Source organism: Sphingomonas sp. Ant20 (genome assembly GCF_000783375.1).
Lineage (GTDB): Bacteria > Pseudomonadota > Alphaproteobacteria > Sphingomonadales > Sphingomonadaceae > Sphingomonas > Sphingomonas aerolata.
Map to the genome: position 1 here is coordinate 1 of NZ_JRVI01000028.1, position 13,431 is coordinate 13,431.

Genomic DNA, 13,431 nt, shown 5'->3' on the forward strand with positions numbered 1-13,431 from the left:
CAACTGCGACTCGACATCCGTGCACCGGCCGCCGGCCTCGTGCTGACCCGCGGCGTCGAGCCCGGGCAGATCGTCAGCTCGGGAACCGGCGTGCTGTTCCGCATGGCGATGGGCGGACAGATGGAAATGCGCGCGGCGCTGGCCGAAAGCGATCTGCTCGGCCTTCCGGTCGGCGCGCGGGCGACGGTGACGCCGGTCGGTTCGGCCAAGGGGTATAAGGGCGAGGTCTGGCAGGTGTCGCCGGTGATCGACCCGCAGACGCGCCAGGGCGTCGCGCGAATCGCGCTCGCCTATGATCCCGCGCTGCGCCCGGGCGGGTTCGCCGCGGCGTCGATCGTCGGTGGCGCGACGGTCGCACCGCAGCTTCCCGACTCGGCGTTGCAGAGCGACGACAAGGGCAGTTTCGTGTATGTTGTCGGTCCCGACGACAAGGTGGTGCGCCGCGACGTGAAGATCGGTCAGGTTTCCGACAGTGCGGTGACGATCGCAGGCGGGCTGCAGGGCAACGAACGCGTCGTCCAGTCGGCCGGCGGGTTCCTCGCACCGGGGCAGAAGGTCAAGCCCGTGACCAAGGCGACGACCAGCGCGACGACGACACCCACCAGTATCAAACGGGGCTGACGCACCATGGGTTTCCGCAACATCTCGGCTTGGGCGATCCGCAACCCGGTACCGCCAATCGTGCTGTTCCTCGCACTGACGCTGGCGGGAATCGTCAGCTTCATGCGGATGGACGTGAACAACGATCCGGATATCGACTTCCCGATCGCGATCGTCGTCATCAGCCAGCCGGGCGCGGCGCCCACCGAACTGGAAACCCAGGTCACGCAGCGGGTCGAGGCGGCGGTGCGGACGCTGCAGGGCATCGACCAGATCAGCTCGACGGTCACCGAAGGCACGTCGCAGACGGTCATCCAGCTCAATATCGGCACGCCGATCGACCGCGCGGTCAACGCGTTCGCGACGCGATCGCGCAGATCCGCGGCGACCTGCCCGAGGGGATCCTCGAGCCGCAGGTGTTCCGCGCCAACACCACCGACGAGGATATCGCGAGCTATTCCGCGATCGCCAGCGACATGACGGTCGAACAGCTCAGCTGGTACATCGACAATACCGTGGCGAAGGAGCTGCTGTCGGTATCGGGGCTTGCCGCGGTCAACCGCAATGGCGGGGTGAGCCGCGAGATTCGCGTGATCCTCGATCCCGTCAAGCTGCAGAGCCAGGGGCTGACCGCGAGCCAGGTCAACGCGCAGTTGCGTCAGGTCAATCTGAACGCGGCGGGCGGCCGCGCGGAGATCGCCGGATCCGAACAGTCGGTCCGTGTGCTCGGAAATGCCAAGAACGCTTATGACCTTGGCCAGACGCAGATCTCGGTCGGCGGGCGGACCGTGCGGCTGGCGGACATCGCGCAGGTCCGCGATCTCTATGCCGAGCAGCGGACGGCGGCGGCGATCAACGGTCGCCAGGTCATCAGCTTCGACTTCCAGCGCGCCAAGGGCGCGTCCGACGTCACCGTGTTCAACGATGCGGTGAAGAAGCTCGAGGCGCTGGAGAAGCGCAACCCGGCGGTGCATTTCGTGCTGCGCTCGAACAGCGTGAAATATACCGAGGAGCAATATCACAGCGCGATCGACGCGATGATCGAGGGCGCGGTGCTCGCGGTGATCGTGGTGTTCCTGTTCCTGCGCGACTGGCGCGCGACGATCATTTCCGCACTCGCGATTCCGCTGTCGGCGATTCCCGCCTTCTGGTTCATGGACCTGCTCGGCTTCACGCTGAACCAGATGACGCTGCTCGCACTCAGCCTCGTCGCGGGCGTGCTGGTCGATGACGCGATCGTCGAGATCGAGAACATCGTCCGGCACATGCGGATGGGCAAATCCGCCTATCAGGCGTCGATCGACGCCGCCGACGAGATCGGGCTGGCAGTGCTGGCGACGACGATGTCGATCGTCGCGGTCTTCCTGCCGGTCGGGCTGATGCCGGGTATCTCGGGCCAGTTCTTCAAGAATTTCGGTCTGACCGTGGTCGCCTCGGTGCTGATGAGCCTCGCGGTCGCGCGTCTGATCACGCCGATGATCGCGGCCTATTTCCTGAAGGCCCACGGCACCGCCAGCCACGGCGAGGGCAAGCTGATGGACTGGTACATGGCGTCGCTGCGCTTCACGCTGCGGCACCGCTGGCTGCCGGTCGTCGCCGGTGCGGCCGCGACCGCGATCACGATCGCGATGTTCTTCGTCCTGCCCTCGACCTTCCAGCCGCCGCGCGACAGCGATACCAGCACCGCGACGATCGACATGGTCCCCGGCACGACGCTGGCGCAGACCCAGGCGGTCGTGACCCGGGTCGCGAGCATCCTCCAGGCGCAACCCGATGTCGCATCGGTCTATGCGCGCACCGCGGTCGGCAATGGCCGGGTCACGGCGACGCTCAAGGACGATCGCTCGATGAAGAGCACCGCGTTCGAGCGGAGCCTCGCGCCGCAGCTCGCGGCGATCCCCGATGCGCGTGTGTCGTTCCGGTCGCAGTTCGGCTGGGGCGGCAGCAATCGCGACGTGACGATCACGCTGGGCGGCGACGACCCGGTCAAGCTCGACGCGACCGCGCAGAAGATCGTGACCGAGATGGCGAAACTGCCCTCGCTCGTCGCACCGCGCGTCGCTGGCAATCTGCAGCGGCCTGAAATCGTCATCCGCCCGCGGCTCGACCTCGCCGCCAATCTCGGCGTGACGACGCAGGGCCTGTCGAGTGCGATCCGCATCGCGACGCTGGGCGATATCGACCAGAACAGCGCACGCTTCTCGCTCAGCGATCGCCAGATCCCGATCCGCGTCGCGCTTGACCAGAATGCGCGGACGAGCCTCGCGACGATCCAGAACCTGCCGGTCGCCACCGCGACGGGCGGATCGGTGCCGCTCAGCCTCGTCGCCGATATCGGGCTGGGCTCGGGGCCGACCAAGATCGACCGCGTCAACCAGCAGCGCCAGCTGTCGATCGGAGCGGATCTCGCGCCCGGCGTGATCAGCGGCGATGCGCAGAAGCAGATCCATGCGCTGCCGACGATGAACGCGCTGCCGATCGGGGGTGAGCGAACTCGTCCTTGGCCAGGCCAAGTGGCAGGCCGAGATGATCAGCAACTTCATCGTCGCGGTGGTGGCGGGCGTGCTGCTCGTCTTCGCGGTGCTCGTGCTGCTCTATCGCCGTCTGTTGCCGCCGTTCGTCAACATGGGCTCGCTGATCCTCGCGCCGCTCGGCGGGCTGCTCGCCTTGTGGGTGACGGGTCATCCGATCTCGATGCCGGTCTATATCGGGCTGCTGATGCTGCTCGGGATCGTCGCGAAGAACTCGATCCTGCTGATCGACTTTGCGCTCGAGGAGATGGGCAAGGGCGTCGATATCTGGACTGCGATCGTCGATGCCGGGCACAAGCGCGCGCAGCCGATCGTCATGACCACGGTCGCGATGGTCGCGGGCATGGTGCCGACCGCGTTGTCGATCGGCGGCGACGGATCGTTCCGCGCGCCGATGGGCATCACCGTGATCGGCGGTCTGGTGATGTCGACCGTGCTGACGCTGCTGATCGTGCCGGCGACGTTCAGCATCGCGGTCGGGATCGAGCGCTGGGCAGGGCCACGATTGGGTCGTCGCCTGCTCACCTTCCGGCCCGGCGACGACGGCGCGGAAGTGGTCGGGATCGCCGGCCCCAACGCGCCGGCGCTCGGGCCGGCATCGCCCAAGATCGGCTTTCGCGATGGCGATGGCGGGACACAGCCGGCGGAATGATCGCCGGCGTGACACCTCACGGGTGAACTATCCCTGCGCTCGGGGATTGTTTCGGGCATGACATCGAATTCCCGCGTGCGCCTGGCCAAGGAAGCGACCAACCCGGCTCTCATTCGCATGCGGATCGTCGCGACCGGGTTGTTGGTGCTGATGGCGGTCGTGTTCCTGGTCAGCCGCGCGCTGGTCGACCGGCACCCCGCGATCGGCTTCGTCCGGGCCTTTGCCGAGGCGGCGATGGTCGGCGGACTGGCGGACTGGTTTGCGGTCACCGCGCTGTTCCGCCATCCGCTCGGGCTGCCGATCCCGCACACCGCGATCATCCCGCGGAACAAGGACCGGATCGGCGATACGCTGGCGATATTCCTGCGCGACAATTTCCTGCTGCCTTCGGTCATCTCGCGCCGGATGCGGCGGCTCGACGTCGCGGGCGCGATCGTACACTGGCTGACCGATCCGCCCGAAGGGGCAGGGGGACGGTTCCGGTCGGGCGCGTCGAAGCTGGTCGCGCAGATTCTCGAAGGCCTCGACCCCGCGCGGCTCGGCGGCATGGTGAAGGCCGGCATCCGCGCAAGGCTGCGCCAGACCGAGATATCGCCGATCCTCGGCCAGCTGCTCAAGGCGCGATCGCCGAACGTCGTCATGCCCCGCTGCTCGAGGCGGCAATCCGCTGGGCATCGGTCACGCTCGCCGCGAACGACCATCTCGTCCGCGCAATGGTGCATGAGAAGTCGGGTTCGATCCTGCGCTGGACGGGGCTCGACACCACGGTCGCGGACAAGCTGATCAACGGGTTCGACCGCCTGCTCGCCGAGATGGCGGAGGATCCCCAGCACCCGTTGCGGCTAAAGGCAGAGGAGGCGCTCGACCGGCTGGCCTGGGACCTGCAATATGACCGCCGCATGCGCGAGCGGGTCGAGGCGATGAAGAACGACCTGCTCGACAACCCCGCGATGCAGCGCTGGCTCGACGGTCTGTGGGAGCAGGCGCGCGGCGCGCTGCTGGCGATCGCGCGCGATCCCGAGCGCGCGATGGCGGGCAAGCTGGGCGACGTGCTGCGCCAGCTCGGCGAGACGCTGCTCCACGATCCGCGGCTGTCGCATACGATCAACCGGTTCGTCCGCCGCGCGGTCGTCGGCATCGCGGCGGATTATGGCGACGGGATCGTCCGGCTCGTGTCGGAGACGGTGCGCGGCTGGGATGCCGATACGATCACCAGCCGGCTGGAGAATGCGGTCGGTCGCGACCTGCAATACATCCGCGTCAATGGCACGATCGTGGGCGGGCTCGTCGGCCTGGTGATCCACACGGTCGACCGGATCCTCTAGTCGCCCCGGTTATCGCTCCCAGTCGGGCATCGGCCAGCCCTTTGCCTTTGCCAGCAGGCGGAGCGGACCGTGCGCGTTGACCGCGAATGGCTCGTCGGCCCAGGCAAAGGTCGGCGCATCGGAGACATGGTCCGAATAGAAGCGGACATGCGCATCGTGCCGCGCGATCCCCTCGCGCGCCATCCAGCGCTCGATCATCGCGAGCTTGGCGGGGCCGTAGCAATTCTCGCCGTCGATACCGGCGAGCAGATGGCCGTTCGCGTCGCGCAGGCTCTCGGTACCGATCACCGCATCGAAGCCGAGCCGCTCGGCGATCGACTCGACGTAGAAGCGGTAGGAGGCGGTCGCCATCACCAGCCTGTATCCCGCCGCGCGATCCGCCTCGATCTGGCGGAGCGCGGCGGCGAAGACCCCGTCGCGCATCACGCGGTCGGCAAACGCCTCGGCGGCGCGACGCTCCTGCGCCGGGGTCAGCGTCTTGCCGAGCATCATCCGCTGCATGATGTGCTTCAGGCGGCCCCGGCTCATCAGCTTTGCGAGATATCCCGCCGCCGCGAGCGCCGCGACCGGCACCAGCGCGAGTCGCCACGGCGCGCCGCCGGTCCGCGTGGTGTGGATCAGGAACGGCGTCCAGGTCGGCGCGTGCGTGATCGTCTTGTCCATGTCGTAGATGGCGAGAAGCTGGGTCATTGGGCCGGCTTACACAGCATTCGTCTTGCCGATCCAGTCCGTTTGCCGCAAAGGTGCCGCCGATGAGCGCGATGGCCGATTTTCAGCAGGACGGTGCCGACACGGGTACGCTTCGCTTCACCGGCGATCTGTCGCTCGCCAACATCGGAAATCTTCCCGATCGGCTCGAGGCGGTCGATGCCGCGTCGATCAAACGGGTCGATCTGAGCCAGGTTGACCGGATCGACACGATCGGCGCCTGGATCGTCCACCGCTTTGCCGCACGCAACGATGCGACGATCGACGGGCTCGATGCCGACGGCCAGAATTTGTTCGATCAGGTCGTCGCCTCCGACCAGCCGCTGGCGGCACGCGGCAAGCCGGTCGGTTCGGTAAAGCGCGTGCTGGGCGAGATCGGCGACGCGGCCGTGCTGACCGGCCGGACGATGCTCGGCCTGCTCGCCTTTCTGGGCGCGACGACGATCGCCTTCGGCAGCGTCATTCGCCACCCCAAGCGCTTCCGCTTCAACGCGGTCGTCCAGCGGTTCGAGGTCGTCGGCATCGCCGCACTCGGCATCGTCGGACTGATGAGCTTCCTGATCGGCGTCGTCATCGCGCAGCAGGGCGCGGTCCAGCTCCGCCAGTTCGGCGCAGAGGTGTTCACGATCAATCTGGTCGGGCGGCTGACGCTGCGCGAACTCGGCGTGCTGATGACCGCGATCATGGTCGCGGGCCGGTCGGGCTCCGCCTTTGCCGCGCAGCTCGGCACGATGAAGCTGACCGAAGAGATCGACGCGATGCGGACGATCGGGGTGTCGCCGATGGAGGCGCTGGTCCTGCCGCGCGTGCTGGCGGCGATCGTGATGATGCCGCTGCTCGCCTTCTACGCGTCGCTGATCGCGATCATCGGCGGTGGGCTGCTGTGCTGGATCCAGCTCGGCATCCCGCCCGTCACCTTCATCGCGCGGATCCGCGAAGTCGTGCCGATCACCGATCTGTACATCGCGCTGATCAAGGCCCCGGTCTTCGGCGCGATCATCGCGGTCGCGGGTTGTTTCCAGGGCATGCAGGTCGAGGCCGACGCCGAACAGGTCGGGCTGCGCACGACCTCGGCGGTGGTGCAGGGCATCTTCCTCGTCATCGTGCTCGACGCGTTCTTCGCGGTATTCTTCACCTGGATCGGCTGGGACTGATGGCCCGCAAGACTGACGACAGCATCATCTCCGTAAAGGGGCTGAGGAACGAGTTCGGCGATTCGGTCGTGCATGACGGTCTCGATCTCGACGTCCGGCGTGGCGAGATCCTCGGCGTGGTCGGCGGTTCGGGGACCGGCAAGTCGGTGCTGATGCGCTCGATCATCGGCCTCCAGACGCCCGCCGAGGGCGCGATCACGGTGTTCGGAGAATCGAATATCGGCCGCGAGGAAACCGAGGCGACCGAGATCCGCAAGCGCTGGGGCGTGCTGTTCCAGGGCGGTGCGCTGTTCTCGACGCTGACCGTCGCCGAAAATGTCGAAGTGCCGCTGCGCGAATTCTATCCCGACCTGCCGCCCGCGCTACTCGCCGAGATCGCCGCGTACAAGGTCGTGATGACCGGGCTGCCGGCCGATGCCGCGAACAAGTTTCCCGCCGAATTGTCGGGCGGCATGAAGAAGCGCGCCGGGCTCGCGCGCGCGCTCGCGCTTGACCCCGAACTGCTGTTCCTTGACGAACCGACCGCCGGGCTCGACCCGATCGGCGCGGCGGCGTTCGATTCGCTGACGCAGTCGTTGCAGAAGACGCTGGGCCTGACCGTCTTCCTGATCACGCACGACCTCGATACGCTTTACGCGATCTGCGACCGTGTCGCGGTGCTCGCCGACAAGAAGGTGATCGCGGTCGGCACGATCGACGAACTGCTCGCGCTCGACCATCCGTGGATCGAGGAATATTTCAAGGGACCGCGCGGCCGCGCCGCGGTGGCGACCAAGGAGGCGCATCGCAGCGCCGACGCGGTTGCCGATGCCCACCCGACCGAAGTCCAGTCCAAGCAGTCCGCGCCGGACGACGCCGACGCGACATATGCCGAGAAAGAAGCAAGGACGCTCTGATGGAAACCCGTTCGAACCATGTCCTTGTCGGCGCCGTCGTGCTGATCCTGCTCGCGATGCTCGCGCTTTTCACCGTGTGGATCGCGCGTCTCGGTGGCACGGAAGAGAAGGAATATGACATCTTCTTCCGCCAGTCGGTCGATGGTCTGGCGCGCGGCTCCGCAGTGACCTTTTCAGGTGTGCCGTCGGGTCAGGTGAAGTCGATCTCGCTGTGGAAGAACGACCCGCAGTTCGTTCGCGTCCGCATCAGCGTGAACGAAGAGACGCCGGTGCTGCAGGGCACGACCGCGTCGATCTCGGGCGTCGGGTTCACCGGCGTCAGCCAGGTGTCGCTCGATGGCGCGCGCAAGGGTGCGCCCGCGGTCGGCTGCCCCGATTCGAATGGCCAGCCATGCCCGTACGGCGTGCCGGTCATCCCGACCAAGCAGGGTGGCCTTGGCGCGATCCTCAATTCGGCGCCGCAGCTGCTCGAGCGTCTGTCGACGCTGACCGAGCGGCTGACCGGGCTGCTGACCGATCGCAACCAGGCGTCGATCGCCGGGATTCTCGAGAACACCAATCGCCTGACCGATGCGCTGGCCGATCGCGGGCCGGAAATCGCCGCGACGCTGGCGCAGACGCGGGTCGCGATCCAGCAGGCGGGCGATGCCGCACAGCAGTTCGGCGTGCTCGCGCAGACCACCAACGGGGTGCTCTCCGAAGACGTGAAACCGGCGATGGCCAATCTGAACAAGGCGATCCAGTCGGCCCAGACCAGCGCCGAAACGCTGAACGCGGCGATCGGCGACGCGCGGCCCGGGCTGCAGGCCTTCTCGAAGACCACCATTCCCGAAGCCAACCGCCTCGTCCACGATCTGCGTACCACCGCCGCAGCGCTGTCGTCGGTTGCCGAACGTGTCGACCAGCAGGGGGCAGGCTCGCTCGTCGGGCAGCAGAAGCTTCCGGACTATAAGGGTAAGTGATGACCGCCATGAAGACACCGCTGTTCATCCTCCTCGCGGCGCTGCCGCTCAGCGCCTGCATCAGCTTTGGCGCCGCACCGCCGCCGACCCTGCTGACGCTAACGACGCAGTCCGCGGTCGCGGTCGGGCAGAACCAGAACTCGGCGACGTCGAAGTCGATCACGTTGCGGGTGCCGACGGTGCCGCAGGCGCTGGCGACGGCGCGCGTGCCGGTGCAGGCGACCGCGACGTCGATCGCCTATGTGAAGGACGCGCAATGGGCCGAGCCGCCCGCACGGCTGTTCGCGCGACTGATGTCCGATACGGTCGCCGCGCGCACCGGGATGGTCGTGCTGTCGACGGTCCAGGCGGTCGGTGATCCGAGTGCAATGCTGGGCGGGGAACTGCGCAATTTCGGGCTCGACGCGACGACGCGCGAGGCGGTCGTGACGTTCGACGCCGCGCTGACGCGGGCGGGGATGCAGTCGGTCGAGAAGCGTCGCTTCGAGGCGCGCGTCCCGGTCGCGGCGATCGATGCGCCGTCCGCGGCGGCGGGGATCAACACCGCGGCTAACAGCGTCGCACAGCAGGTCGCGGACTGGGTCGGCCGCCCGCGCTGACCCAGGGTCAGCCCGCGGGCTGATCCGCCTGCGCGAGCATCGCCTGGGCTCCGGCGAGGTGGAGTCGTTCGACCATCTGACCGTCTAGCCGGATCGCGCCCTTGTCCGCAGTGGCGCCGTCCGCGAACGCTGCGACCACCGTCCGTGCCCATTCGAGCTGGTCGGGGGTAGGGCCGAACGCGGTATTCGCCGCCGCGATCTGCGCCGGATGGATCAGCGTCTTGCCGTCATAGCCGAGACTAGCGCCCTGTTCGGCTTCCGCAGCGAGGCGCGCCGGATCGTCGAGCGCGTTGCAGACGCCGTCCAGCGCCACCAGCCCGGCTGCGCGTGCGGCCGTCACGATAGCCATCAGCGCGGGAATGAGTGGCGTTCGATCGACGCCCGGGCGGCAGCGCAGCTCCTTGGCGAGGTCGTTGGTGCCGGCAATCAGCGCGGTGAGCCGCGATCCCGCGGCCGCACGAGCAATCCCTGGGAGTTCGAGCACGCCGCCACAGGTCTCGATCATCGCCCAGATTGGTGGCCCGTCGGTACCCAGTGCGGCGCGGACGGCGGCAAGATCGACGCGCCGGAGATCTTGGGCACGAGCACCGCATCGACGCCGAGACCGCGCAAGGCGGCGATGTCGTCGGCGCCCCATGGGGTATCGAGCGCGTTGATCCGCACCACCAGCTCGCGCGTACCGACCCCCCCCCGTGCCGACCTCGGCAACGACACGGTCGCGCGCCGCCGCCTTCTCGTCGGGCGCCACCGCATCTTCGAGGTCGAGGATCACGACGTCGCAGGCCAGACTGCGGGCCTTGGCGATGGCGCGGGGGTTGGAGGCGGGCATGTAGAGCGCGCTGCGGCGACGGCGAAGGATCATGACGGCCAGCCTAGAAGACTATGGCCGGGGTTTGAACCCCGGCCCGCCTGCCGCGGGGCGACGCGCTCAGGTGACGACGTCGGGCGCGCTGCGGCCGGTGTGCTGCGCGATCCCCGCGATCGATTCGGCCGCCGCGACGATGCTCGCCAGCATGTTGCCGGTTTCGCGGTCGAGATCACCGCCGACGGGCTCATAGCGTTCGAGATAGACGCGCAGCGTCGCGCCGGTGGTGCCGGTGCCGGACAGGCGGAACACGACGCGGCTGCCGCCGGTGAAGAGAATGCGGACGCCCTGGTTGCGGCTGATCGAGCCGTCGGTCGGGTCGGTATAGGCGAACTCGTCCGCGGTCTCGACGGTGAGGTCGCCGAACTGCTTGCCGGGCAGGGTGGCGAGGCTGGCGCGCAACGCGGCCATCAACGCGTCGGCGCGCGGGGTCTCGATGCCCTCGTAATCGTGGCGCGCGTAATAGTTGCGGCCGAACTTCGCCCAGTGATCGCGGGCGATCGCGTCGACGCTTTCGCCGCGGACCGCGAGGATGTTGAGCCACAGGAGCACTGCCCAGAGCCCGTCCTTCTCACGGACGTGATCGGAGCCGGTCCCGGCGCTTTCCTCACCGCAGATCGTCGCCATGCCCGCATCGAGCAGATTGCCGAAGAACTTCCAGCCGGTCGGCGTCTCGTACGCGGGGATGCCGAGCGCCTGTGCGACGCGGTCGGCGGCCGCGCTGGTCGGCATCGAGCGGGCGATCCCCTTGAGGCCACCGGCATAACCCGGGGCGAGGTGCGCGTTTGCCGCCAGCATCGCGAGGCTGTCCGACGGGGTCACGAAGCGGTGGCGGCCGATGATCAGATTGCGGTCGCCATCGCCATCCGATGCCGCACCGAAATCGGGGGCGTCGGGCGCCATCATCGTCTCGTACAGCTCATGCGCGTGGACGAGATTGGGGTCGGGATGATGCCCGCCGAAATCGGGCAGTGGGGTGCCGTTGCGCACCGTGCCCGCGGCAAAGCCCAAGCGGCGTTCGAGGATCTCTGTCGCATAGGGCCCGGTGACCGCGCTCATCGCGTCGAACGCCATCGTCAGCCTGGCGGCGCGGATCGCGTCGAAGTCGAACAGCGTCTCCATCAGCGCGGCATAGTCCTCGACCGGATCGACCACCTCGACCGGCATGTCGCCGACCATGACCTCACCGTCCTGGTCGAGATCGATGTCGGCCGCGTCGACGGTCAGCCAGCGGTCGATCTCGAGCGTGCGCGCGTTGATCGCGTCGGTGATCGATTCGGGCGCGGGACCGCCATTGGCGATGTTGTACTTGATCCCGAAATCCTCGTCGGGACCGCCAGGATTGTGGCTGGCGGACAGGACCAGCCCGCCGATCGCGCCACGCTTGCGAATCATGTGGCTGGCGGCAGGCGTCGACAGGATGCCGCCACGGCCGACGATCACGCGACCAAAGCCATTCGCCGCGGCCATGCGGATCGCGACCTGGATCACCTCTCGGTTGAGGAACCGGCCGTCGCCGCCGATCACCAGCGTCGCGCCGGCCTTGTCCTCGACCACGTCGAACACCGACTGGACGAAGTTCTCGGCATAATTGGCCTGCTGGAAGACCTTCACCTTCTTGCGCAGACCCGATGTGCCCGGCTTCTGATCGGTATAGGGCGTGCTTGTAACGGTACGGATCATGTAGGCTCCACGAGGCTCGAATACAGGGTCGCATAACGCCGGCCACTCTCGTCCCACGAGAAGTCCGCGCGCATCGCATTGCGCTGCAACATGGCCCAGCGATCGGGGCGTGCATAGAGCGCGATCGTTCGGCGCAGCGCATGGCTGAGCGCTTCGGGCGTGATGCCGTCATGCTGGATACCGGTGGCGACGCCCGCGGCGACCGCCGCCTCGTTCGCGTCGATCACCGTGTCGGCCAGCCCGCCGGTGCGCGCGACGACGGGGATGCAGCCATAGGCCAGCCCGTAGAGCTGAGTCAGGCCGCAGGGTTCGAAGCGCGACGGGATCAGGATCGCATCGGCACCCGCCTGAAGCAGATGAGAGACCGGCTCGTCATAGCCGATGCGAACGCCGACCCGGCCCGGATGCCGCTCGGCGGCGGCGAGAAAGGCGTGTTCGAGCGCGCTATCGCCCGACCCGAGCAGTGCGAGCCGGCCGCCGAGCGCCACCAGCTCGTCGATCGCCGCGACGAGGACGTCCATGCCCTTTTGCCAGGTGAGCCGGCTGATGACGGTGAAGATCGGGCCGTCGCCGGTGTCGAGGCCGTACAGCGTCTCGACCGCACGCTTGTTGACGCGGCGGCGGGTGAGCGTGCGCGCGGTGTAGCGCGACGGCAGCGCGGCATCGGTGGCGGGGTTCCAGACCGCGGGATCGATGCCGTTGACGATCCCCGTCAGCCGATCGGCACGAACGTTGATCAGCCTTCGAGCCCCATGCCGAATTCGCCGCGACGGATCTCGCGGCATAGGTCGGGCTGACCGTGGTGATCGCATCGGCAGCCTCGAGCCCGGCCTTCAGGAAACCGACGCCGCCATAATATTCGATCCCGTCGAGCGCGAATGCCGCATCGGGCAGCGCGAGGTCGGCGAAGATTTCTGCGCCATAGCGGCCCTGGAACGCGATATTGTGGATCGTGACGATCGTCTTCGCCGGCGCGCCCGGACCGGGGGCGTAGCGCAGATAGGCAGGCGCCATCGCCGCCTGCCAGTCATGCGCGTGGAGGATGTCGAACTGCTGGCCGTCGACAACGCCCGAGGCGAGATCGGCGGCGGCCCGGCTGAACGCTGCAAAGCGCAGCCAGTTGTCGACCCAGTCGGCGCCGGTCGTGTCGCCATACGGACCGCCGCCGCGCGCAAACAGGCCGGGGGCGTCGAGGATCAGCCGCGGATGGTCGCCGATGCTCGCCGCGAGGATCCGCGCCTCGACGCCGAGCAGGTCGGTGTAGCTGTGGATGACCTTTGCCGTCCGCATGACCGCAGCGAGCGCGGGATAGCCGGGAAGGAAGGTCGTCATCGCGACGCCGTGATGCGCGAGCGCCGCCGGCAGCGCGCCGACGACATCCGCAAGGCCACCGGTCTTGATCAACGGATAGGCTTCTGACGCTACCGAGAGAACACGCATCAGCCGGGCCCCTGTC

7 protein-coding genes and 4 pseudogenes are annotated in these 13,431 nt (G+C 67.8%); 7 read left to right on the forward strand and 4 right to left on the reverse strand.

Features of this window, described 5'->3' with window-relative positions; all coding sequences use genetic code 11:
* The 3 genes and pseudogenes from NI18_RS05750 to NI18_RS05760 all read left to right on the forward strand — a co-directional run.
* On the forward strand, positions 1–621 hold a 621-nt coding region (locus tag NI18_RS05750), incomplete at its 5' end, for an efflux RND transporter periplasmic adaptor subunit (RefSeq protein WP_037528705.1).
* A 6-nt stretch (positions 622–627) separates the two neighbouring features.
* Positions 628–3,783, forward strand: a pseudogene (locus tag NI18_RS05755) (efflux RND transporter permease subunit).
* A gap of 117 nt (positions 3,784–3,900) precedes the next feature.
* Positions 3,901–5,108, forward strand: a pseudogene (locus NI18_RS05760) (DUF445 domain-containing protein).
* 9 nt (positions 5,109–5,117) lie between these two features.
* Here NI18_RS05760 and NI18_RS05765 read toward each other — a convergent pair.
* Complete coding sequence (locus NI18_RS05765) at positions 5,118–5,798, reverse strand: HAD-IB family hydrolase (protein WP_031440557.1); 681 nt, start codon at positions 5,796–5,798, stop codon at positions 5,118–5,120.
* Positions 5,799–5,860: 62 nt separating this feature from the next.
* Here NI18_RS05765 and NI18_RS05770 point away from each other — a divergent pair, with 62 nt between their 5' ends.
* From NI18_RS05770 to NI18_RS05785, 4 genes are read left to right on the forward strand one after another with little or no spacing between them, the layout of a single operon-like run.
* Positions 5,861–6,970 (forward strand): ABC transporter permease, encoded by a 1,110-nt coding sequence (locus NI18_RS05770; protein WP_037528707.1) that lies wholly within the window; start codon positions 5,861–5,863, stop codon positions 6,968–6,970.
* Positions 6,970–7,866 (forward strand): ABC transporter ATP-binding protein, encoded by an 897-nt coding sequence (locus tag NI18_RS05775; protein WP_031396264.1) that lies wholly within the window; start codon positions 6,970–6,972, stop codon positions 7,864–7,866. Before NI18_RS05770 ends, NI18_RS05775 begins: the two co-directional genes overlap by 1 nt.
* Entirely contained in the window at positions 7,866–8,828 is a 963-nt protein-coding gene (locus NI18_RS05780; protein WP_031396265.1) for an MlaD family protein, read from the forward strand. The genes NI18_RS05775 and NI18_RS05780 overlap by 1 nt, the downstream gene beginning before the upstream one ends.
* A complete protein-coding gene (locus NI18_RS05785) occupies positions 8,828–9,427 on the forward strand; it encodes an ABC-type transport auxiliary lipoprotein family protein (protein ID WP_037528715.1) in 600 nt (199 codons plus the stop codon). The genes NI18_RS05780 and NI18_RS05785 overlap by 1 nt, the downstream gene beginning before the upstream one ends.
* A 7-nt stretch (positions 9,428–9,434) precedes the next feature.
* Here the strand turns inward: NI18_RS05785 and NI18_RS05790 are convergent.
* From NI18_RS05790 to glgA, 3 genes and pseudogenes are all read right to left on the reverse strand, one after another.
* Positions 9,435–10,289 (reverse strand): annotated as a pseudogene (locus NI18_RS05790) (CoA ester lyase).
* A 66-nt stretch (positions 10,290–10,355) separates the two neighbouring features.
* Positions 10,356–11,975: an alpha-D-glucose phosphate-specific phosphoglucomutase gene (locus NI18_RS05795; protein ID WP_037528709.1), complete on the reverse strand. Its 1,620-nt coding sequence runs from the start codon at positions 11,973–11,975 to the stop codon at positions 10,356–10,358.
* A pseudogene (gene glgA, locus NI18_RS05800) lies at positions 11,972–13,415 on the reverse strand (glycogen synthase GlgA). The gene NI18_RS05795 and the pseudogene glgA overlap by 4 nt, the downstream one beginning before the upstream one ends.
* Positions 13,416–13,431: the final 16 nt, after the last annotated feature.

Coding starts and splice junctions, on each gene's coding strand:
- NI18_RS05765 (WP_031440557.1), bottom strand. CDS start 5,798: ATGACCCAGCTTCTCGCCATCTACGACATGGACAAGACGATCACGCAC.
- NI18_RS05770 (WP_037528707.1), top strand. CDS start 5,861: ATGAGCGCGATGGCCGATTTTCAGCAGGACGGTGCCGACACGGGTACG.
- NI18_RS05775 (WP_031396264.1), top strand. CDS start 6,970: ATGGCCCGCAAGACTGACGACAGCATCATCTCCGTAAAGGGGCTGAGG.
- NI18_RS05780 (WP_031396265.1), top strand. CDS start 7,866: ATGGAAACCCGTTCGAACCATGTCCTTGTCGGCGCCGTCGTGCTGATC.
- NI18_RS05785 (WP_037528715.1), top strand. CDS start 8,828: ATGACCGCCATGAAGACACCGCTGTTCATCCTCCTCGCGGCGCTGCCG.
- NI18_RS05795 (WP_037528709.1), bottom strand. CDS start 11,975: ATGATCCGTACCGTTACAAGCACGCCCTATACCGATCAGAAGCCGGGC.